Origin of the sequence: Aeromonas popoffii (assembly GCF_037818705.1) — a bacterium.
Classification (GTDB): Bacteria; Pseudomonadota; Gammaproteobacteria; order Enterobacterales; family Aeromonadaceae; genus Aeromonas; species Aeromonas popoffii.
The window spans coordinates 1,784,796-1,806,765 of record NZ_CP149129.1 but is presented as its reverse complement, the minus strand read 5'-3'; the positions used below and the strand labels follow the sequence as shown (position 1 = coordinate 1,806,765).

The following is a 21,970-nucleotide window of genomic DNA, read 5'->3' as shown; positions in this document are numbered from 1 at the left end:
CTGAAAGAGATGATATCTAAATCAAGAGAGCAGCAAACGCAGCCCCAGTCTTGATTCAATACTTAAGACAATGAGTTACATTGCGACGGAGTCAGACAAGACTACCATATTTCAAGAACATGGCGGTTGTCACTCATCAATGACAAACAGAAAACCCCTGCTGTAGGCGAGTGAGTGCAATCTGCAAACTCTTGTCATCAAACAAGCCAGCTTTGCGCCGTGCCCATTTTTCCCCTTTCGGCCAACGCAGGAGCCCAGCCCGCAGCGCCTCTACGGTGGGTTCGCATCCCTCTTGGTTTACCAGCCAGTCAACGGTTGCTAGCAGCTCCATTCCATAAGGCGATTCAAATCCGTCGATAAGCGCAGCCGCTTGCTCCAGCGCGGGTAAGTAAGCTCGCGCCTCGGTATGCAAATAGGTGGCGAGTTGTTGCTTCTTGTCATCATTGAACCAGATGACATCGAAGGGTTTGCTGTCTGGGATCCGCTTATCTGATTTGAGATAACTGCCGTCCATTGCATTCAGCAAGTGGGCCAGATTATTGGCATAAGGGCCATAATGGTGCGCCGTGAAGTGCAACTGCAGCGGATCTTGTGGTGCCGTTTGACGAATAAATCGCTCCAGAAACCATGCCAGTTTTTGAATTTCCAGCAGGCTGCACTCCATGCCAAGAAACCAGTAGCGACGGACCAGCTCGGCAATCAAGGCACGGGCCGGTGTGAGATTTTCGACACCAGTACGTTTGGCAACATTCTGGTACTGGTTGCTGGGTTCAAACAGCAGGATCTCAATATCCAGATCACCGAGAGCCTCTTCAATGGCCTGTTTTACTTCAGGCCATGGCAGGCCACCATTGCCTGCCCCTAGCGGGGGGATGGCGATAGATTTGACGTGGTTTTGCACCAGCCAATGTCGCAGATCTTGCAAGCCTTCCTGAATCCATGCCATCTGGGATGGAGATCGCCAATGTTGCTTGGTGGGAAAGTTGATGATCCAGCGGGGGCCGAGCAGCTCACCGGTGTCGGTGATGAACATCTTGCCGGTGGTCACTTGCCCTGACTTACAGGCAGCCGCATAGCGAGCCATGTTGTCGGGAAAGCGCTCTTTAAACATCAGCGCAATGCCCTTACCCATGACACCAACGGTGTTCACTGTATTCACCAATGCCTCTACAGGCGCATCCAACAGGTTGCCAGTCGTGTATTTTATCATCAGAAGTACCATCCAGGACGAACATAAACAGGTAGGGTCATACCTGATTGTGTCATCATCTGTTCAATCCGGTTTTTCACCCCTTCGTTGTAACACACCACACCAAACAATGCCTCAACCGGGCAGTGATGATGGACGAGCGCCTCTGCCTGATACCGCTCAAACTTTGCAGGGTCATCCGGATCACGCTTGAAATCTCGACGCTGCAAAATAGGCCAGTCGATGCGCTGCAGATCGCCAAGTTCATCGTAATAATTGGCCCATTGATAGTAGGCATGGCTATCGGTAAACAAAAACGCTAATTCAAGCTCTGCCATGCGGTGCAGACTCGATACCAAGATCAGGATTTCGTCGTTATCGCGCCGGGGTACCCCTCTCCCTGCGTGAATGTTGCTAAGCATCGGAGAAAAAGGGGTGAAGTAAAATGGCACATAGTCATTGAGCACGCCATAGGGGGCCAGCGGTACCGGATGATGGGCACGCTTGTTGATTAGCTCCGTTAGTCCAATATGCACCCAGCTATCGCTCTTCTCCGCACAATTCCCTGCCCAAAGCCCATTGGCCAGGATCCACGGCAGATTATCGCGATGTACGATGCGAAAAATCAGCGCCTTGTCGGGGTTGAGGGTACCGCTGTAGTCATATGGCATTGTCTTTTATTCACCTCGGTTGGCGTGCTCTCTGTATGGATTGTCTGTTTTTCGGGTCTACATCCCCTGCATCTATCACGCCTTCACTAGCTTGAAGTTCACCTGATAGCGATAGAACTGGATATTCTGTGTCACGCTCAAGGCACGACGCAATTTGAGGTCATCCTCCAGTGCAATGATCACCCCATGGACGGTCTGGTTGGCTTCGCACAACTCATCTTTGACGTAGCCCATGTAGCGCTGGATCTGCCCCACAACCACATCGCTGGCGCGCCCGCGCTTGAGCTCGACCACCAACAGACGTTGCTTGTCTTTGCTGACAGCCAGAATATCAATCGGTCCGGTATCCGAGGGATATTGCTGGCCCACCAGCTCACCATCCTCACTATAGATATCAAACCTCTTACCCAATTCGGTGGTGGCCCAGTTGGCAATCAGGAACTCTTCCAGATGCTTTTCCAGGGCAAATACCCCAGGGTCTTCCACAGTAGCATCGGTGTGGATCAGCGTTGGCGGCTGGTTTCCTGCTAGCAAGGCATCAAGCTCCTGGGCGTATTTGCTCAGGTTGCAGACGGTGGCAATCGAGCCTGCAGAATTTTTCAACTCCAGACTCAGCTCGTCCTTGCGCAACCGTTGCGGAAACCAGTTTACCTTGCGTCGGTGCGGCAACGGACCGCCCGGCTGATAGAAGTAGTCAGAGATCACTTCACCGGCATAATACTGGCCATTGCCATCGGGGCAGAGCACCCGATCATTGGTTAGCATCCCCTTGCAGATGGTGTGCAACATGCCACAGGCCAAACCGGCGGCGATGCGACTCTTGTCGGGATTGGAGGCAAGAAACTGCGGCACGAACGCCTTGTTAAACTCGCGCCAATCATCGGGTAACTGGGTGCTGAGATCCTGTTCAATCCCCCAGTCACCGCCGATAAAACCTTGCTGCTGACACAGCTCGGCATACAGGCTTTTGGCGCCAGCGAAGATACGGTAATAACGGCGGTTTGTACTCATGCTTGCACCTCCAGTGGCAGGCGGATACGGCCGGTCAGCAGTTGCTGCATCATCCCCTGTTTCAGGTCGTGGGCCTTGGCCAGCTTCAGCTCCAGCGCGGTAAGCTCGCTATCCATATCGGAGAGGACGTTGGCAATGGCGGATTGTTCAGTCTTGTCTGGGAAGATGACTTTCAACCTTCTTATAATCGCAAGATTCAAACCTCCACGCCCACCATCTCCCGTAGACAGTTCCCTTAATTCTTCATAGCGACTGTCGAGATTGTAAAAAAGAAACTCGGGACAATGTTCAGCTGATGGGAAAATAGATGCTATTGACTGATTGGTACAGAGCGGTATTTTGGCTATTGCAACAGTTCCGCGTGTTTTTCCCTGACCAGCAAGACCTATCAATACTGAGTCTGCAGGAACATACTTGGTACTGCTATTACCTAATCCTTCATCGGTGATTCGTACTGAGACATCAAACACTCTTTTTAGATGTAGTTCGCCGGAGCTCATCCAAGGATGTTCCCCTCCCCAATATGAAGCGATTGAAGTGCTAGGAGTACCACCTGCAGTACAGTCAGTAAATTGGATGATCTGCTTTATTTCCCAATCCTCCGGAATATCTCCCAGCTCGCTTAACTTATACCCTTTTGGGGAGCCGTCGGGACGCAGGGCGAACTGCGGAAGTCGGGTCCGGCCGGTCAGCAGTTGCTGCATAGTTGCAGTCTTGACGGACTGTTTCTTGGCGATCAGCCGTTCCAAGCCAGCAGTCAACGCATCAATGTCAGACAGTACATTGGAAATGGCGATTTGTTCTTGTTTGGATGGAAGAGGAATTGGATACGCTTTAAGTGCAGGCAGTTCAATCCCTGTCTGTCCAGATGAGCGTTGAGACAACATATCCATCAATAAAAATAATCTATCCGTCTTTAGGATATAGAATAGATATTCTCTATCAATTAGCCTTTTTGGTTCAGTTTTAATCAGTGCGACATTGTAAGCCCCGCTAATTCCCCTTAAGATTTGAAAAATAGGAGGACCATATCGACCGATCATGATGTCATGTTCAGAGCATAATTTTCTGGCCAAATATGCAGGTATGTATGTTTCATACTCAGATGTTTTGTAATCCCTTATTTGAATTAGCCGAATGTAACCGTCTTTGGGTTCCGATGAGAAAAAATTCTTCGCCGGCTGGGAACCGCCCGAAAATGAAGCAACATCATCTATTGTTACTAATGCCCAATCCTCAGGAATAAGTCCTGCCTCGGTCTGCTTATAGCCCGCCGGAATCGTCTGCTCGGTGGCCAATTCATCTGCTTTATGCTGCATCATCTGATCTGCCATTATGCCCACTCCAGCCCCATGGCCTTTAGATGGGCTGCCACCTTGGCCTCCAGCTCGCTAACGTTTTTAGTAAGTTGTGGCAGGGAGCTGCTATAGCGCTCCTCCAGCTCCTTGACCCGATTCGCCAACTGCTGGGTAACCCGCTCAATCTCGGCTTCCAGCGAAGATCGCAGGCTCGCTTGCCATTTGTCTTCCACCAGCAGAGTTTTAATCTCGTTATCCTGCAGCTTGGGGTAGTGAGCAAATACCGCTTTATGGAGGGATTCGCTGGCCTCTTTATGAGCCTTCTTGGCGCGGGTTTCGGCGTCGAATAGCTGCTGCGCCTGCTTGAGTACAGCCAGCTCCTCCTTGTCGGTGGTGACCTTGATGCGGGCCTTGACGCTGGCGCCGGTGACCTTCTCCTTGTCGTTCATGGCATCGACCAGTCCGCCCTCTTCCCCGCTCTGCTCCTCAATAAAGCTCTCCAATACCTGGCTCGCTTCATCCAGCGCGGCTTGCAGGGTATCGAGCTCTTTTTGCTCATTGGCAAAGAAGCGGGCAACCAGTAAGGCGGGGGGAATAAGCTCCGCCTTGTACTTGGCCTTGCCAATCACCAGATCCGGGCTCTCTTTGATTTTTTCGCCCTTGTCGGCAATCAGCTCGCGTAGCACCCGACCCGCTGGCCAGCCATCCTGTGAGAGCACATAGAGATCGTCTTGCAGTTGGCTTTGCCAGTAGTCCATCAGCAGCTGATAGATGGCATAGGGGTCGAGCAGCTCACCGGTCGCCTCGGCGCTCGCGCGGTAGTGCTCAAGCAGCGCTTCACTCACCTCGTCGATCAGCGCCTTGGGCGAGTCGCCCTTGGCAAACTCACCGAACTGGCACTCGCTAAACCACTGGGCGAACGGCGCCAGCACCGCTTGTTTGAAGCGGGCAAACTCCACACAGGCCAGTATGGTGCCCTTGACCTTGGCGGCGACTACCCGCGCCTCACTGTAACCGGGTCGCAGCGGGGCAAACAGGGTGGCCTTGAGGGTCGGGAATACCCGCCAGTAGCGGCCAAGCACTGCGATATCGCGATCAGGGATGCCCCCTTGCAGGTGGCCAGCCAGATCGTGCAGGTCTTCCCCTTCGCTGCCATCGATATAGCGCGGGATATTGAGGTTGTAGTCGTTGCCGGCGATCTCGCCAAGTGGCACCCAGCGGCTGTAACCATCCAGGGTCAGGCCGCGGGTGAAGGTATCGACAATCTTGTGAATGTCTTGCTCGCGCAGCCGGTTCTTGTTGCCATCTTTGATAAAGCCTTTGCTGGCATCGATCATAAACAGCCCTTGCTCATTGCTGGCCAATGCGCCCTCAACCTGAACAGAAAGGGCGCGGGTGTGGGCGCTCTCTTTGTCGATGACGATGATGCAGGCGGGAATACCGGTGCCGTAGAAGAGGTTGGCGGGCAGACCGATAATCCCCTTGATGTAACCCTGTTTGAGCAGGTTCTCGCGGATACGTGCCTCGGCATTGCCGCGAAACAGCACACCGTGGGGCAGGATCACTGCACCCTTGCCGGTGCTCTTCAGGCTCTTGATGATGTGCAGCAAGAAGGCGTAATCACCATTTTTATCGGGCGGCACGCCCCAGACAAAACGGCCGAACTCGTCGTGTTCGGCATCGAGGCCACTGGTCCAGTTCTTGTTGGAGAAGGGCGGGTTGGCTACGGCGAAGTCAAAGGTCTTGAGCTGGTTGTTGCCCTCCTTCCATTGGGGCGCAGCCAGGGTGTTGCCCTTCCAGATTGCTGCAGTGGGGTTGTCGTGCAGGATCATGTTCATCCGCGCCAGCGCACTGGTGGCGTTGTCCATCTCCTGCCCGTAAATGGTCAGTCCCTTGGGACCTGCTTCATCGCTCGCCTTGAGCAGCAAAGATCCTGAACCGCAGGTAGGGTCGTAGACGGTGGCATCTTGCGGGGTCTGACGGCTGATGCCAATCACCTTGGCCAGAATGCGCGACACCTCGGCCGGGGTGTAGAACTGCCCCTTGGACTTGCCCGACTCGGTGGCGAAGTGACGCATCAGGTATTCGTAGGCATCACCCAGCAGATCATCCCCTTCGGTACGGTTGGCCGACAGATCCAACCCCTCGAAGATAGCCACCAGCTTGGAGAGGCGGTCGATCATCTCCTTGCCCTTGCCGAGTTTGTCCTCGTCGTTGAAATCGGCAATGGTGATCACCCCTTGCAGATCGTTGGCGGTAGCCAGCGCACTGATGATGGTGTTGATCCCCTCGCCTATCTCCTTGCTGCCCTTGAGCGCTACCATGTCGTCAAAACTCGCCCCGGCCGGCACCTCGATCATGGCGTAAGGGTTGCCCTTGGCCTTGTCGGAGACGTATTTCACAAACAGCAGGGTCAGCACATAGTCCTTGTACTGGGAGGCATCCATCCCGCCGCGCAGCTCATCGCAGCCAGCCCAGAGGGAGGAGTAGAGTTCGTTCTTCTTGATAGCCATGAGTCAGGTATTCCGATAAGAGTCTGTTTGCGCCAAGGGCGCATGGAAAACGAAAAGAGGCAGAGCTTCCCAACCTTGTTGGTTGAGATGCCAGAAATTGCCAACAAGTTTACCTACTTGGCCCTGTTACAACCATGCCTGATATCACATCAGAGGGTGATGCGCCGACCGTTTGCTGCAAAAGCCATCATTTTCCTTCAAGCAGGGCTGGCGGTGAGCTTTTGCCGTGGTATTTGAGGGGCCCCCGGACATATGTTCAGCAGATGGTAGCGTCAGAAGCACACATGTAGCTGAGACTCATGAACAGGATCTTTAGCCGCAACCAATTGAAATAGATATGAAAAAGGCTTCGTTTGTGATCTGATTTTATCACCAAACAAAACCGCCACGCCCGAAGCCATGACTATTATCCACGCCAACCACTATCTCAATCAACTCCTCGCTCCCGCCGAGCTTGAGCGCATTGCCCGCCTCTGCAAGTTTTGCCTGCGTCTGCGCGCCACTACCCCCTGGAGGTTGGAGTGGGCTATAGATTTTCTGTTAAAAAATGCTCGCGAAACAAAGCAGAGAAAATTTATCCTAAACAGGATCTTGGTAGGGATTTTAATTGACGTATTTTCTTAAGGTCCTGTACATGATGCCCCGCTAACCAAGTTCAATACTGCCCCATCCCGCGATTAAAAAGAAAATAAAAAAGGCTCTCTGCATGGCTTGAGCCTTTACTATCCAGATTCCCGAGAATGCGCATTGTATCCCATCGTTCAATGGAAATTAGGATCTCTGGGACTTCAGTTATGATTCTCGGTAACGCTTAATGACATATATAGAGAGTCAATTCACCGTGCCAATACTGCTTGGCAACATTGACACAGTGATTAATGATATTGGAGTTAGGCTTATAGGCTCATTTTAAGTCGGCGAACCAACCCGCAGAGAACCAAAGCCAGCAATGATATTGGGCCAGTAGAACCACCACCACCACCGTTGTCGCCACCGCCGTTACCACCGTTATCAGTGTTGGCACCTTGCACAGTGATGGCCATCGGCTGGGTAATCACGTTACCGCCAGTACCGCTACGCAGACCGAGGGTGAAGCTCTTGGCACCAACGAATGCCAGATCACGAGCACTCACGCGCACTGTGTAGGTCGGGTTGCCTGCCGCATCGAGCGCTGTTTGGCCTGTAGTCGGGTCAAAGCGCACCAGTTGCGAGATACCATCGTTGTAGTGCTGGCCCACAACTGCGCTGCCAGACTTGCTATACAGCTCTACAGAGAGGCGCTTACTGGCTGCATCAGTGCCAGAGGCAGTGATGGTAACGTCGATATACGGCTTCGCATTGGTCAGGGTGGTGCTGTCGACTTTCATGGTGAAAGTGCGGTCAGCAACATCAGCACTCGGCATCACACCTGCACCAGTGCCTTTTGTCCATCCGTAGTAAGCACGGAGGTTGCCATCCGGCATGGTCAGGATACGTGCGGCATCAGGGCTGTCAGGGTTGTTGTAGAAGTTTTGGAGCAAGTATTTCTCGCTCGGGCCGTAAGGATAAATATCCCCTTGGTCGATCGCGGTAGGGCTGCCACCGAACATGTTGTTCTTGGTCAGATCGCCGTAACCACACATCAGACGACCAGCCCAGATACCACCTTGGTCGCAGAACCCTTCTGCACCCTTACGGTTGTAAAGATCTTCTGCACCGAACAGGTGGAAGGCTTCATGTGCGTAGGTATCAGCGCTGGTGTCATAACGGCTTACCCAGAAGTCAGGTCCAGCAGAAGCCATCCCATCATATTTGCCATCACGTTCGCCCTTGGTGGTGATCCACATATCGGCACCAGAGCTATGCACAGAAAAAGTCAGGTCTTGAATGTCTTGCTCGTTGTTGCAAATTCCATCCCAGAGTGGTGGTGCTTTGATGCCAAAATTAGGGCCATAAGAGTCACGGACTGCAATGACTTTTTCATTGAGAAGCACTGTTGCAGGACCGTAATCGCTTTTGCAGGTCGGGTTCAGGACGGTATCGCTCATAACCAGGATCTGCTTTACCTCGAAATGCAGGTTCTCAGGATTGCCATTTTTGATGATGCCCGTGCGTTGGCTGGTGTAATAGTCGTCCATAGCCGATACGCGCTGGTGAATGGTGTTGAATACCTTTTCGGCACCATCCTGGTCAACGATGGATTTAGGAACCATCACGTTTACATCAATAACCGTAGTGGCCATCACCGCATTGCTTGCAACCAAGGTTGCGGCAGCCATCAGGAATATCCTTGACATCTATAGTTTCTCCGGAACTAGTATACCCATATGAAACCCCAAACAGTACTCCAAACGAACCCCGCTTGCGACGGGTGACATGACTTAAAAAACATCATGATTTGTGAACGGATTCACAATCCTATAAAACACAAAAAACTTTATTAATTCTCAGCTTAACCCCCACTTTATTACCCCCTCGGGGCTAACCTATTCAATCGCTTTTTCAACTCTACCAATAATGAATAGAGCCACCCGTTGACTTAACAACACGAACACACTCTATACCCAACTATCAAGAGTTAAAACGAGCCAAAATTGTTATTGAAATTTACAAATCATAACCATAAGTCAAATTGTTCCATAGCCATTTTCATTGCTTTTATAATACACAAAAACAATTATTAAATTGATTTTCGTAGTATGAACATGACGACTTGTTTTTCTATATCATAAAAGCAAGCCGTCTAAAAATATGGCAAATTGACACATATACCAATCATGTTTAACCTCCTAAAAAATAGGAGGATATATGAACAACAATGAACCAGCACTAATAAGAACCAAAACGCTATTAAAAAAACTTGGCATATCCAGATCGACGCTGTACAGATGGATTAAAGAAAACAAATTCCCACCACCTATCAATAAAGGCTTTTATTCGGCCGCAGCGGTAAATAGCTGGATATTAAGGGGGAAGCACTCATCTTAGATGATGAAGTACACCATTTCATGGTTCAGTAATATTTAATTTCCTGCAAGGATTTTACTGCCTCCATTAATTTTGTATCCCATAACTCATATGCCTCACGTTGCTCATCAATCCAATCATGTAGATTGTAAATAGCCATGACACCCGCCATCCTGTGGCCAAGAATTTTTTCTGTGACTTGTGGTAGAACTCGTTCTTCCGATAAACGCGTACTCAACGTTCGTCGCATGTCATGCATACGCCAATACGGCAGATCCAGTTTATCTCGCACACGCTCTGCTAGCTGGATCAGAGACGCACTGCTCAATGACTTTCTCGGATTCACAGGTGAACGGCATACAGGGCCACCCTTTAGCCGAGATCTCGCCGCTGCTTCTTGAAGCAACATCACCACCCTGCCAGGAATAGGCCTACGTATTGGCGCCCCACATTTGGCACGAGCAGCGGGAACCGTCCAAATTTGCTCCTCCATATTGAACTCACTCCACTGTGCACCCAATGCCTCGCCGCTGCGACAGCCAAGCAGGATCACCAATTTGGCTGCCAATTTTAATCCGCGGCTGGCCCTGCTCTGCTCAAATGCAATCCAAATCTGAGCGAGTTCACGCATGGTCAACACACGAGTACCTCTCTCAGGTTGAGAGCCAACATCTTCGGTCCGTAATTGCAGCACCGGGGAGCCGCCAATGAGATTACGCCGAATACAAAAACTAAGAATGGACTTTAACCTGCGTAATAAATGACCGGCATTCTTGGGCTGTTTCTTGCCAATTTTATCAAACCACTCCAGCCAGCTGAAAAACGGGATCTGTTCAACCGGAATACCAATAAACAGAGGCTCGAAATAGCGCTGCATGGTATGCTCATAGAGCATGACCGTACGGGGCCGCAGCTTGGGCAGATGGTGCTCACGAAAATGCTCGCAGCACTGTTTCAGTGTGACATCATGCTTCTGGTGGAGCTTATCCCAGAAAACTCTGGGGTGTTCATTACGCTCAAGTGCACCACGGATAGCAGGGATCAACGCCCTGGCATCAGCGAGTTTAAGGTCGGGATAGCGTCCAATTTTGAGTCTCGCCGCTTTTCCTTGCCAGCGATAGCGATATTGCCACGAGATGGTGCCTCGCTCGGTGACCCGAGCTGACAATCCATCACGATCTGACAATTCCGTCTTGCCAAAGTAGGGCTTACCATAGAGGGCCCGTAGCTTCGTATCAGTAAGTGGCATATGACTCTCCTGTGACTGGTCATCTGATTTTTCACTGACACATTAACGCGTCCTAACGTGTACACAGATATGTACCAAACTGGTCTGAAACGGACTGAATCAAGATCGGACAAAGTGAGACAATCTGAGATAGCACTCCGTATAACGACTTGTTTTTCAAGCATATAAACACAATTCAGAACCACGAAATGAACCAGCAGACAAATCCTACCTTCTATTTCCACGATTACGAGACCTTCGGCATCAGCCCGGCGAAGGACAGGCCGTCGCAGTTCGCCGGCATTCGTACCGATGCGGATTTCAACCTCATCGGCGAGCCACTGGTCATCTATTGCAAGCCGCCGGCAGATTATTTGCCGGATCCGGAAGCCTGCCTGATCACTGGCATCACGCCGCAAAAGGCGATGAAAGACGGACTGTGCGAGGCGGATTTCATCCGCCAGATCCACGAACAGTTTGCCACCCCGAATACCTGCGTGCTGGGCTACAACAGCATCCGCTTCGATGACGAGGTAACGCGCTACACCCTCTATCGCAACTTCTATGACCCCTACGCCTACAGTTGGCAAAACGGCAACTCCCGCTGGGACATACTCGACATGCTGCGGGCCTGCTATGCCCTGCGCCCGGAGGGGATCGAGTGGGCATTTGACGAGGAGGGCAAACCGAGTTTCAGGCTGGAGAAGCTGACGGTGGCCAACGGCGTGGCTCACGCCAATGCCCACGATGCGCTCTCCGATGTGCTGGCTACCATAGAGATGGCCAAGCTGGTGAAAAAGGCCCAGCCCAAGTTGTTTAACTATCTGTTTGACCTTCGCAACAAGAACAAGGTTAAAGCACTGATCGACGTGGTGACCATGAAGCCACTGACCCATGTCTCCGGCATGTTCTCCCCCTGGCAGGGGTGCGTGAGCTGGGTGTCGCCGCTCGCCTGGCACCCCAGTAACCAGAATGCGGTGATCATGGTGGATTTGACCCGTGATCCAACCCCGCTCATCGCGCTCTCCAGCGACGAGATCCGCGAGCGGCTCTATACCCGCAAGGATGAGCTGGGAGATCTGGCGGCCATTCCGGTCAAGCTGGTGCACATCAACAAGTGCCCGGTGCTGGCGCCAGCGGCCACCCTGACTGCCGAGCGCGCCGACGAGCTTGGCATCGACCGGGAGCAGTGCCGCAAGAGCCTGGATCTGCTGCGGGCCCATCCCGAGGTGCGGGAAAAACTGGTGGAGGTGTTCAATCAGGAGTTCGCGGGCAACAATGACTCGGATCCAGATACCCAGCTCTACGCCGGTTTCTTCGGCCACGGCGACAAGGCCACCATGGATCTGGTGCGTGCCACCCCGGCCGAACTGTTAGGAGAGCGGGAATTTGCCTTCACAGACGCGCGTTTGCCCCAGATGCTGTTCCGCTACCGCGCCCGCAACTGGCCGCACACCCTGAGCGAGGCGGAGCAGAAGCGATGGCGCCTGCACTGCAGCGACTACTTCAGCCGCCGCCTGCCGGACTACGCCCCTCGCCTCGAGGCACTGGCCGAGCAGAATCAGGGTAATGAGCGGAACTTTGCGATTCTCAAGAGCCTCTATCACTACCTCGAAGATCTGTGAGATGTGATCGGCTTCACAGTTAAATATCGGTCTGTTCCCCTCGCCCAAGACATAATGGGAAGGGGAGCTAAGACTCCTGAAGTTTCAATTATTTGTGCGCTAATATTGGATTAACGGCCTTTGACTATCGACCCTTGGGGATGCCTCGTCTGATGCGTTCAGGATTATCCGGTTTCGGCTTGCTCGTCTGCTCCCTGCTGCCTTCGGCCTGCATGGCAGGCGTGCGTTTTGATGTCCCCGACTATTTGCTGCAACTGCCGCAGCAAACTTATGAGCTGATCGAGAGCAACTTCAGCCGCCTCTATCAGCAGACCGACTTCACTCCCCAGATCACCAACAGCTATTTCAACCGATCCGATCTCTACAACTTTGTCGGCGTGCCGCTGGCCATCACCCCCCAGGCCGGTTTTCAGCTGGAGGTGTTTGGTCAGCTCTACAATCGCGCCTCCCAGAGCTATGTGCACATGAGCCAGGACATGTCGCTCTATCGCATGATCCGGGCCGACATGATTGGCAACACCAATGATGAGGTCGCCATCGGCATGGGCCTCGGCATGCCCCTCAGCCCGCAGTTCACCTTCAAGGCACTGCTCTCCAGCAACGAGATCCCGGGCTATGGCGCCGCCAATTACGCCATCGGCTTCGAGTGGTGTTACTGATCCCCCGACATTTATGCCCGCTTTGCGAATAATTCAGGCTCCCATGGGAGCCTGAATTATGCTCGCCAATGTACTCAGCGGTAGCAGATAACCCGTCCCTCCCCCCCTTGCAGGGTGATCTCGGTGCCAACGGCCTTATCCTGCCAAAAATCGATGCCCCCTGCCGGCAGCAAAAACGCCTGGGGTTGCCCCTCCCAGTTGAACAGACAGAGCAACGAGCCCCCTTGCGGCAAGTTCACTTCCCCGCAGGCAAACGCCATCGACTCGAAACGGGCGGACGGAGTACGGGCCGCGCACAGGGCCAGCAATTTATGCAGTTGCACCGCTTGTGCTGCATCGAGATCCCGCAGCCGGTCCCCCGCCAGCATCATGCCACCGCTTGCCACCAGCGCAGCCAGATGGAAGCTGTACTCTGTGGGGCTGGCCTGCTGACTCGGCAGATCCCGCAGGCAGACGCAGTCAGGATCCAGCGCCCACAGCCGGTCGTTTTGCCAGGCGCGGCAGAAGGTCTCGCGGGCAATCTGGCGAAAACGGTGGCCATTGCGCTCCACGTCATCGCTCACCCGCATGCCGTGTACCAGCCCTAGGCTCGGCCAGATGGGGGCGTTGCAGCCGAGCAGGAAGGCGCCCTCACCCGCTCCGCGCAACATGGCCGCCATGCCGCGCCGATAGGCCTCGACCCGGGTGGCGCAAGGATCATGGAAGCGGCCGCCATGAATGGCGCCCCAGAAATTGGCATCCAGCTTGAAGTAGTGAATGCCCCACTGCTCGCGCAAGGTGCTGAACAGCTGCTCGAGATGCGCCTGCACCTCGGGGTGGGTGCCGTCCAGCACATACCAGGGAGTACAGCGCCAGCCGCCATAGGTAACCCGTTCGGAGGGGAGCGGCAGCCCGTCATCCCCCTTCACGAACCAGTCAGGGTGATCCTGAAACACTTGTGAGGTCGGCTCGGCAATAAAGGGGGCGACCCAGAGCGCAGGTTCGCAACCGGCACGGCGGATCTCAGCCGCAACGGCTGCCACTCCCTGTTCGAACTTAGGCGAAGGCGTGAGCCAATCCCCCATCTTCGCCTGATAGCCATCGTCGATCTGCACGTAGCGCAGGGCCGGAAAACGCCCGGCCCGCACCGCCAGATTCTCGCGAATATCGGCGGCGCTCACCTGTGCATAGTAGTGATACCAAGAGCACCACCCGCTGGGGCGGGTCGCCACCTCGGCGATCACGCTGCCGTGCTCGGCCGCGATCATGCTCGCCAATTCGGCCAGCAGCGCTTCGCGATCCGCCCCCTCCAGACAGAGCAGCGCCTCGCTCTGCCAGTGCTGGCCGGCAAACAACGGACGATCTTCACAGTTCATCAGGATCTGCAGGCGGCCATCCGGATAGAGGCGGAACTCGCCGCCAAAGCGGTGGCAGCTGGCAAAAGCGAGCAGCAGCCAGCCCTTGCCGTGTTCCACCAGCAGCAGGTTGTGGACAGTGTGAAAGCCGTCGTCGTCGCTGATGCGATAGACGCTGGCATCGGGGCAACGGCCCACCGGCTGCGGGGTCTGCCAGCTGCCCATAGTCTGGGCCAGCATCTGGAATCCTTCGCCATAAATAGCGCTCTCCACTGGCAGGCCCAATTTGCCGTCAAACAGCACCCAGCGGCCGACCGGCGTGGCATCAGGACCTGTGTTGTCGAGCCTGACCCGACACAGTGACCCCTCCCACTGACGGGTTTGCAACAGAGCCGGGGGCAGAGCGCTATCGGCTGCCAGTTGACGCACGCGGGACAAGAGGGATGTCATGGCTACTCCTTGTAATTCATCAACAAAACAATCAGTTCAGAACCAGGTCGTTTAAAAAACCCATCGAGTCAGAAAATCCTCAATAAAATCAGCCTCAAACGAACCGATTTCAGCTGTTATTGTTTTAATGTCGCGCCCCTGCCTCTCTGGTAAACTGCCCATTCATTCACAGTTACCAAGTAGGGGCTCACGTGATCGCGCAACGTGCCTTGCTGTACCTTCGTGACTTCATGGTCATCGTCGCCTGCCTGCTGGCGGGCAAAACCCTGGCAGCCATACTGCCGTTCGCCTTCCCCGGCAGCATCATCGGCATGTTGCTGCTGTTTGTGCTGCTCTCCTTGCAACTGGTGAAATTGCACTGGGTCGAGCTAGGCGCCGGCCTGCTGCTGCGCCACATGGGGGTGCTGTTTGTGCCGGTGGCGGTCGGGTTGGTGGCCTGGCTGGAGCCGCTGCGCCAATCCTTCGGCCTCATCATGCTCTGCATAGTGCTCGGGATAGTCTTGATCCTCGGCACGGTCGGCCGGCTCTACCAGAGGATGAACAGATGATCTTCTGGCTTGCCATTCCCCTGACCCTGGCGCTCTACTTTGCCACCAGAACCCTCTATCGCCGCCTGCCCTGGCCCATCATCAACCCTGTGCTGGTGCCCACCGCCGTCATCATAGGTCTGCTGCTCTGGCTTGATCTGCCGCTGGAACAGTACGAGAGCGGCACCCGCCCCATCACGGCGCTGCTGGAACCCGCCGTGGTAGCGCTGGCCCTGCCACTCTACCAGCAGGCCCGCCAGATCCAGGTCAGGCTCAAGCCCATCCTAATCTGTGCGCTGGCCTCCGTCTTGATCTCGGTCTGTACTACCCTGCTGATCGGTCATTTTATGGGCGCCGATCCGGCATTGCTGGCCTCGCTCGCCACCAAATCGATCACGACGCCGCTCGCCATGAGCGTCAGCCAGTCCCTCGGCGGCATTCCGGCCATCGCCGCAGCCGTGGTGGTGGTAACCGGGATTGTAGGCGCCCTCATCGGCTACCCGCTGCTCAAACTGATGCGGGTGACCGACCCCGAGGCCCAGGGACTGGCCATGGGAGCCTGCGCCCATGCCATCGGCACCGCCACCTCTGCCGAGAAGGGCATTACCCAAGGGGCCTTCTCGTCGCTCGCCATGGTGGTGTGCGGCATCCTCACCGCCGCCGTGGCTCCCCTGCTGTTTGCCATTTACCACTGGTTGAATTGAGTCTCACCGATCTGCTGTTGTGCGGGCCTTGCGGCCCGCCAAGTGCGAGCTGACGCACAGTTTGCGCAAGACAAACGTTTCCTCTACCATCCCCCTCCTTTTGCCCGTCAGGGCGTGAGCACGCTCACACATTTTGCCAAGCTTGCTCCCTACAATGATCCCCCAATTGGCCTTTGAGGACACACTATGCATCCCCGTTTTGCCAAGCCACTCGATTCTCTGCCCGCCCCGCTCAAAGCGGCGCTGCTGCCCATGCTGGATCCCGAACAGGGCGGCGAGTTCAATGCCCGTTTTACCCCTGAGCAAGTGACCATCCTGAAAGCCGCCACAGGTCTGGAAGACCGCGCCCTGCGCCTGGCCCTGTTGCCACTGGCCGCGGCCTGCTCGGTGGCCCCCATCTCCAGGTTTTTTGTCGGTGCCATCGCCTGTGGCCTGAGCGGCACCTGGTATTTCGGCGCCAACATGGAGTTCTCCGGCCAAGGGCTGTTCCACTCGGTTCATGCCGAGCAGTCCGCCATCTCCAACGCTTGGCTAGGCGGTGAGACAGGGATCAGCGAGATCACGGTCAATTACACCCCCTGCGGCCACTGCCGCCAGTTCATGAATGAGCTGAGCACGGCCAAGATCCTGAAAGTCTCTCTACCGGATGACCTGAGCGCCCTGCAATCCTTCCTCCCCCACTCGTTCGGGCCGGCGGATCTCGACATCACGGATGCCCTGATGAGCCCGCAAGCCCATGATGAGCTGATGCTCGAGAGCGAGGATCCGCTCTGGCAGGCCGCACTGGCCGCCGCCCGCCAAAGCTACGCCCCCTACAGTCAGGGCTATGCAGCGGTGGCGCTGCAATTTGCCGATGGCCGCCTCTTCTGCGGTCGCTACGCCGAGAACGCCGCCTTCAACCCGAGCCTGCCGCCAATGCAGATGGCCTGCGCCCATGCGGTGCTAAACGGTGAAGATCTCGCTACCCTCCGTCGCGCCGTGCTGCTGGAGAGCAAAAACGGCCAGATCAGCCAGCGGGACTCCGCCCAGTCCACCCTCAAGGCGCTGGGGTCGGTCGAGCTGGAATACCAGGCCGTCTGAGGTAAAAGAGGCCCATAAACAAGGGGAGCCACCGGCTCCCCTTGTTGTTTCTGCTGATTGCTTAGGATCAGGATTCCCAGATGATGCTCTGGGAGGAGGACCAGGCCTCGCCGATGTCCGCGTATTTCTGCTCCAGCAAGTGGCGGCGGATCTTCATGGTGGGAGTGAGTACACCGTTCTCTATGTTCCAGGGGCTCTTCACCACCAGAATGCCACGAATTTTGGCATGGGACTCCAGCTGCTCGTTAACCCGGTTACGCGCCGCCTCCAGCTGGGCGTTGATGGCGTCCCGACTCTCCTTCATGGCGCTCTCGGCCAGTTGCACCAGCGCGATGGGCTGGGGCATGCCGTAACCAATCACGCACAGCTGCTCTATGATGGGCTCCTGCCCCAGTAGCCCCTCGATGGGCACAGGCGCAACGTACTTGCCCTTGGCGGTCTTGAACACGTCCTTCATCCGGCCCGTGATGGTAAGGTAACCTTCCCTGTCCAGCTTGCCCATGTCACCCGTGTGGAGCCAGCCATCACCGTCAATGGCCTCGGCACTGTGCTCGGGATCCTTGTAGTAACCCAGCATCATCCCCTCGCAGCGGCAGAGGATCTCCCCCTCCTCGGAGATCTTGATAGTGACACCAAGACCCGCCTTGCCGACGGTACCGATCTTGTCGGCGCGAAACGGGTAGTTGATGGTGGAATAGGCGTGGTTCTCGGTCATGCCCCAGGCTTCGGTCACCTTGAGGCCGATGCTCAGATACCACTGCAGCAGCGCAGGAGAGACCGGCGCCGACCCGCAGCCCAGCACCCGCGCCTGATCCAGCCCCAGTCCCTTTTGCAGCTTGCGTTTGATAAGGCCCGAAATGAGCGGGATCTTGAGCAGCAATGCGAGCTTCTTCTGGGGCAGCTTCTCGTGGATCTTGATGCGGAACATGGCCCACAGCCGGGGCACAGAGATAAAGACAGTGGGACGGCAACGTTTGACGTCATCGATAAAGGTGTCGAGGGATTCGGGGAAGGCGATAGTGGCGCCTCCATAGAGGCTGCCGCCATAGATATAAACCCGCTCGGTAATGTGGGCCAGCGGCAGGTAGGAGAAGCCCCGATCAGCCTGGCTCAGGCCCACCGTCTCCACCAGCTTCTCGCACGACCAGGCGTAACGCTCGACGCTCAGCATGGCCCCTTTCGGCTTGCCGGTACTGCCCGAGGTGTAGACCAGACTCAGCAGGGAGTCAGGGGACTGTACCGGGCTGTCAGGGATGGGCTCGTGCGCTTCCAGCAGATCGTCCCACCGATGGCTGGCAGGCATGGTGTCATAGGGGAAGGCGATGCGCAGCAGATCGGCGGGCACGCCAGCCTCCTGGCTCTTCCAGTCATCCAGCTTGCCGACGAAGATCGCCTTGGCCTCGCTGTGGCGCAGCACATATTCGATGGTATCGACGTTGGCGGTCGGATAGATGGGCACGCTCACATACTGCCCCATCTGCATCGCCAGATCGGCGATAAACCACTGTGCGCAGTTCTTGGAGAGCAGCGCTACCTTGTCACCGGGCACCAGACCGAGGTGACGCAAGGCCGTCACCATTCGCCGCGCTTCATCGGCCACTTCACCCCAGGTGAAGTCGACATATTCGCGGTTGATAGTTTGACGCAGGTAGGTTCGATCAGAACACTGCCGCTCCCAGTGATAGAGCATCTCGAGCGGCAGTTTATTGGCAATGCGTGAAGCGGAGGCCATAGTTTAATCCCTGAAACAAAAGGCGAAACTTATTATTAACCTTTCACTAACTTCAGGGAAGAATAAACTCACACTTCAGTTTGAATTGTGTATCCGATCAAGCTTCTGCGTGTTGCTGCAAACGAATCCACATTGCCTGTACCAGGGTCTCATCCTCTTCGGAGAGTTCACCTTGCAAAATCGCCTCGTTGAGGCTGCGCAACACATAGCTCTTGACGTCCCGCAGCAGGGTCTTGCCTTCCAGCTCGGCCCGGGCAACCGCCAGCGAGATATGACCTCGCAGGTAGCCACCGGCAAACAGCTCATCCTCGGTCGCCGTGGCAACCATGCTGTCGATCAGTCCCAACAACGTGTGCTCAAAATCGTGAATCGTCATGTAACGCAGCCTCATTTCCAGCGTGGCAGGCAAAAAATTGCCGGCAAATTATTCGGGGGAGTGGAACCGCAATCCGGTTGATTGCCGCTCTCTGGCGCCAGGCCAACAGCGTCCTTGGCGTCCTATTCCGGGCTGGCCACCGGGTAGATGACCTGATCCTTATATCCCGTGGTTATGCGCAGATAACCACACAACGCCCGGTTCAATTGCGGATCATCGGTGTCCACCAGCAGCGGCCTGCCCGCGAGGGCGGCCAGCTTGGCTTTGGTTGCCAGTACCTGGATATGCTCCAGCCCGACACACCGAATCACCTCTGGACTCAATTGCTGATTTCCGCGTCCAAGCAGATGCCCCTGTCCGCCTATCAGGGTCATGATCAGTCGGCAGCGACGGCCACGGATCCGGGTCAGGATCTCGGCGGCGCTGAGATCCTGCCCGATAAGTCGGCCATTTTCCACCAGATCCACACCGAGCAAGGTATTTTCCAGACCCAGCTCGGCCATGCAGGCCGCCACCGTGCTGCCAGAGCCCATCAGATAGAGGGTCTCGGGCTCCATCTGCTCCACCACACCGGCGGCGAGATCCGCCAGCACCAGCTCTTCGGACTCCTTGCCCCCCTGCTTGACCGCCTGCACATAGCGCAGATCGCCGGGCACCAGCAGCTGGCCATAGTGGCGAGCCCGCACCTTGCCCAACCGGAATGCCTCTTCATCGATATCGCGCACCTCGCCATCCATCAGGCTGAGCAATTCGCCAGCGATCATTCGCGCCACCACCCGACCGCTGGCTGCTGGCGTCACCCCATAAACGCCGGAGTGAATTTTACAACCCGCGGGGATGCCGAGTACATGGCACGACTCCCCCACGGCGGCACAGATGTCGCGCGCCGTGCCATCACCACCGGCGAACAGCAACAGATCGACCCCGGCTTCGCGCATCAGCTCAGCGGCGTGGCGGGTATCATCGGCAGAGGTCATCTCCCCGGCCGGTTGATAGATGACCCGACAAGGCAGCCCCAGAGAGCGGGCCACCGTCTCCCCCATCTCTCCTGCCACTGTCAGCAGCTCGAATGAGTCGACCAGATCGCACAGGGGCAACAGGGCCTGCCGCGCCCGCGCCTGCGCCCTGGGCACGGCACCCAGCGCCAGCGCCTCGGCGACCATGCCGTCACTGCCCTTGAGACCGACCGCGCCGCCAATACCGGCGACCGGGTTAATGATGAGCCCTAAACGAAACATAGATTTCTCCCTAACATCGCCCGCCATTTTATCTTTTCAAGGCGCAGGGACAAGCCAAGTGGTGACTGCTAGAATGCGCAGCTTCAATTTTTTAACCAAGGTTCAATCATGCTGGAATGGGTTCTTGATCCCTCTGCCTGGGTTGCGCTCGCGACCCTGACCCTGCTCGAGATCGTGCTGGGTATCGACAACATCATCTTTATCTCCATCCTGGTGGGTCGCCTGCCGGAGGCGCAGCGTCAGAAAGCGCGTATTCTGGGTCTGGGGCTCGCCATGGGTACCCGGATCCTGCTGCTGCTGTCGCTCGCCTGGGTGATGCGCCTGACCGAACCACTGTTCACCGTGCTGGGTGAAGCCATCTCCGGCCGCGACCTGATCCTGTTGCTGGGGGGCTTGTTCCTCATCGGCAAGAGTGCCCACGAGATCCACGTCACCCTGGAAGGGGCAGCCGAGCCACAGAGCGTCAGCAAAGCGGCCTCGGGCTTTATCAGCACCCTGATCCAGATCGCCATTCTGGACATCGTGTTCAGCCTCGACTCGGTGATCACCGCCGTCGGCATGGCCGATCACGTGCCTGTCATGGTGCTGGCCATCATGATCGCCGTCTTCATCATGATGTTTGCCGCCAAATCAATCGGTGATTTCGTCGATGCCCATCCCACCATCAAAATGCTGGCCCTCTCCTTCCTCACCCTGGTGGGTTTCGCCCTGATGGCCGAGGGGATGAATCTGCACATTCCCAAGGGTTACATCTACTTCGCCATGGCCTTCTCGCTGACGGTGGAGATGATCAACATCCGCCTGCGCAGTCACCACGACCGCGAAAAGTTCGAGCAGTAAATGCCAGAACCACAAAAAAGAGCGCCTTATGGCGCTCTTTTTTATCCACATAACCGGCTTATTCGTTGCTGATGACAATGGCAACGCGGCGGTTTTCGGCCCGCCCGGCAGCGGTGTTGTTGTCTGCCACCGGATCCCGCTCACCGCGACCACGGATGTCCAGATTGGCCGGCTGCATGCCCACCGACACCAGCACCTCGGCCACCGATTTCGCCCGTTCAAAGGAGAGCTGGTCGTTGTAGAGCTCACGTCCGCTGGCATCAGTGTGACCATCAATCCGTGCCTTGTTCAGGCCGGCACCCAGCAAGGTTTTGCCCAGTTTTTCTACCAGAACTCGAGTCTTGGGGTTGAGGTCCCCCACGTTGGTGGCAAACAGCACCCGGTTGGAGAAGTCCAGCGTCCAGCCCTCATCGGTCAGGCGAAAGCCCTGCTCCTTGAGGACAGCGATCTGCTCTGCCGTCAGGCCGTGAGGGGCGCTTTGGCAACCCACCAGCACGCCCAACAGCAGGCCAATCAGGCCGGTTTTCATCAGGACATGGATCTTCATTA

20 protein-coding genes are annotated in these 21,970 nt (G+C 55.8%); 8 read left to right on the top strand and 12 right to left on the bottom strand.

From position 1 onward, the window contains the following. Positions 1 to 136 precede the first annotated feature (136 nt). The 5 genes from darG to WJM78_RS08545 all read right to left on the bottom strand — a co-directional run bounded on the left by darG (position 137) and on the right by WJM78_RS08545 (position 6,682). Positions 137 to 1,210 (bottom strand): type II toxin-antitoxin system antitoxin DNA ADP-ribosyl glycohydrolase DarG, encoded by a 1,074-nt coding sequence (gene darG, locus WJM78_RS08565; protein WP_339015117.1) that lies wholly within the window; start codon positions 1,208 to 1,210, stop codon positions 137 to 139. Further along, positions 1,210 to 1,860, bottom strand: coding sequence for a type II toxin-antitoxin system toxin DNA ADP-ribosyl transferase DarT (locus tag WJM78_RS08560; RefSeq protein WP_339015115.1), 651 nt, complete (start codon positions 1,858 to 1,860; stop codon positions 1,210 to 1,212). Before WJM78_RS08560 ends, darG begins: the two co-directional genes overlap by 1 nt. A 75-nt stretch (positions 1,861 to 1,935) precedes the next feature. Then, a complete protein-coding gene (locus WJM78_RS08555; RefSeq protein ID WP_339015113.1) occupies positions 1,936 to 2,871 on the bottom strand; it encodes an endonuclease NucS domain-containing protein in 936 nt (311 codons plus the stop codon). Further along, positions 2,868 to 4,205 carry a restriction endonuclease subunit S gene (locus tag WJM78_RS08550; RefSeq protein ID WP_339015111.1) on the bottom strand — a complete coding sequence of 446 codons (1,338 nt, stop codon included), beginning with the start codon at positions 4,203 to 4,205 and terminating at the stop codon, positions 2,868 to 2,870. The genes WJM78_RS08555 and WJM78_RS08550 overlap by 4 nt, the downstream gene beginning before the upstream one ends. Beyond that, positions 4,205 to 6,682: a type I restriction-modification system subunit M gene (locus WJM78_RS08545; RefSeq protein WP_339015109.1), complete on the bottom strand. Its 2,478-nt coding sequence runs from the start codon at positions 6,680 to 6,682 to the stop codon at positions 4,205 to 4,207. The genes WJM78_RS08550 and WJM78_RS08545 overlap by 1 nt, the downstream gene beginning before the upstream one ends. 42 nt (positions 6,683 to 6,724) lie before the next feature. Here WJM78_RS08545 and WJM78_RS08540 point away from each other — a divergent pair, with 42 nt between their 5' ends. After that, positions 6,725 to 6,919 carry a hypothetical protein gene (locus tag WJM78_RS08540; protein WP_339015107.1) on the top strand — a complete coding sequence of 65 codons (195 nt, stop codon included), beginning with the start codon at positions 6,725 to 6,727 and terminating at the stop codon, positions 6,917 to 6,919. A gap of 659 nt (positions 6,920 to 7,578) precedes the next feature. Here the strand turns inward: WJM78_RS08540 and WJM78_RS08535 are convergent. Further along, positions 7,579 to 8,940, bottom strand: coding sequence for an SVAGG family GlyGly-CTERM protein (locus tag WJM78_RS08535; protein WP_339015105.1), 1,362 nt, complete (start codon positions 8,938 to 8,940; stop codon positions 7,579 to 7,581). Positions 8,941 to 9,469: 529 nt separating this feature from the next. Between WJM78_RS08535 and WJM78_RS22810 the strand changes: the two genes are divergently transcribed. Then, the gene (locus WJM78_RS22810; protein ID WP_422388442.1) at positions 9,470 to 9,649 is read left to right on the top strand and encodes a helix-turn-helix transcriptional regulator; all 180 of its coding nucleotides are present in this window, start codon (positions 9,470 to 9,472) and stop codon (positions 9,647 to 9,649) included. A gap of 25 nt (positions 9,650 to 9,674) precedes the next feature. Here WJM78_RS22810 and WJM78_RS08530 read toward each other — a convergent pair whose 3' ends face one another. Next, on the bottom strand, positions 9,675 to 10,877 hold the full coding sequence (locus WJM78_RS08530; RefSeq protein ID WP_339015104.1) for a site-specific integrase: 1,203 nt from the start codon (positions 10,875 to 10,877) through the stop codon (positions 9,675 to 9,677). 188 nt (positions 10,878 to 11,065) lie between these two features. On the opposite strand from WJM78_RS08530, the gene sbcB reads away from it, so the two are divergent. Next, positions 11,066 to 12,481 carry an exodeoxyribonuclease I gene (gene sbcB / locus WJM78_RS08525; protein WP_339015102.1) on the top strand — a complete coding sequence of 472 codons (1,416 nt, stop codon included), beginning with the start codon at positions 11,066 to 11,068 and terminating at the stop codon, positions 12,479 to 12,481. A gap of 152 nt (positions 12,482 to 12,633) precedes the next feature. Beyond that, positions 12,634 to 13,140, top strand: coding sequence for a hypothetical protein (locus WJM78_RS08520; protein ID WP_042035513.1), 507 nt, complete (start codon positions 12,634 to 12,636; stop codon positions 13,138 to 13,140). 74 nt (positions 13,141 to 13,214) lie between these two features. On the opposite strand, the gene WJM78_RS08515 is transcribed toward WJM78_RS08520, so the two are convergent. After that, positions 13,215 to 14,924, bottom strand: a complete 1,710-nt coding sequence (locus WJM78_RS08515; RefSeq protein ID WP_339015099.1) for a glycoside hydrolase family 36 protein — start codon at positions 14,922 to 14,924, stop codon at positions 13,215 to 13,217. A 191-nt stretch (positions 14,925 to 15,115) separates the two neighbouring features. Here WJM78_RS08515 and WJM78_RS08510 point away from each other — a divergent pair, with 191 nt between their 5' ends. The 3 genes from WJM78_RS08510 to cdd all read left to right on the top strand — a co-directional run bounded on the left by WJM78_RS08510 (position 15,116) and on the right by cdd (position 17,235). Next, positions 15,116 to 15,472 carry a CidA/LrgA family protein gene (locus WJM78_RS08510; protein ID WP_042035460.1) on the top strand — a complete coding sequence of 119 codons (357 nt, stop codon included), beginning with the start codon at positions 15,116 to 15,118 and terminating at the stop codon, positions 15,470 to 15,472. After that, positions 15,469 to 16,155, top strand: coding sequence for an LrgB family protein (locus WJM78_RS08505; RefSeq protein WP_108536795.1), 687 nt, complete (start codon positions 15,469 to 15,471; stop codon positions 16,153 to 16,155). The genes WJM78_RS08510 and WJM78_RS08505 overlap by 4 nt, the downstream gene beginning before the upstream one ends. Positions 16,156 to 16,341: 186 nt before the next feature. Beyond that, positions 16,342 to 17,235 carry a cytidine deaminase gene (gene cdd / locus WJM78_RS08500; RefSeq protein WP_339015096.1) on the top strand — a complete coding sequence of 298 codons (894 nt, stop codon included), beginning with the start codon at positions 16,342 to 16,344 and terminating at the stop codon, positions 17,233 to 17,235. A 67-nt stretch (positions 17,236 to 17,302) separates the two neighbouring features. Here the strand turns inward: cdd and WJM78_RS08495 are convergent, their stop codons facing one another. The 3 genes from WJM78_RS08495 to WJM78_RS08485 form a co-directional block, all read right to left on the bottom strand. Continuing rightward, a complete protein-coding gene (locus WJM78_RS08495) occupies positions 17,303 to 18,967 on the bottom strand; it encodes an AMP-binding protein (RefSeq protein WP_339015094.1) in 1,665 nt (554 codons plus the stop codon). Between the two features lie 97 nt (positions 18,968 to 19,064). Further along, positions 19,065 to 19,343, bottom strand: a complete 279-nt coding sequence (locus WJM78_RS08490) for a YfcL family protein (protein ID WP_042035455.1) — start codon at positions 19,341 to 19,343, stop codon at positions 19,065 to 19,067. 122 nt (positions 19,344 to 19,465) lie between these two features. Further along, a complete protein-coding gene (locus WJM78_RS08485; protein ID WP_212514974.1) occupies positions 19,466 to 20,581 on the bottom strand; it encodes an ATP-NAD kinase family protein in 1,116 nt (371 codons plus the stop codon). A gap of 108 nt (positions 20,582 to 20,689) precedes the next feature. Here WJM78_RS08485 and WJM78_RS08480 point away from each other — a divergent pair, with 108 nt between their 5' ends. Continuing rightward, entirely contained in the window at positions 20,690 to 21,421 is a 732-nt protein-coding gene (locus WJM78_RS08480; RefSeq protein ID WP_108536791.1) for a TerC family protein, read from the top strand. A gap of 58 nt (positions 21,422 to 21,479) precedes the next feature. Here WJM78_RS08480 and WJM78_RS08475 read toward each other — a convergent pair whose 3' ends face one another. Beyond that, positions 21,480 to 21,968: an OmpA family protein gene (locus WJM78_RS08475; RefSeq protein ID WP_042035452.1), complete on the bottom strand. Its 489-nt coding sequence runs from the start codon at positions 21,966 to 21,968 to the stop codon at positions 21,480 to 21,482. Positions 21,969 to 21,970: the final 2 nt, after the last annotated feature.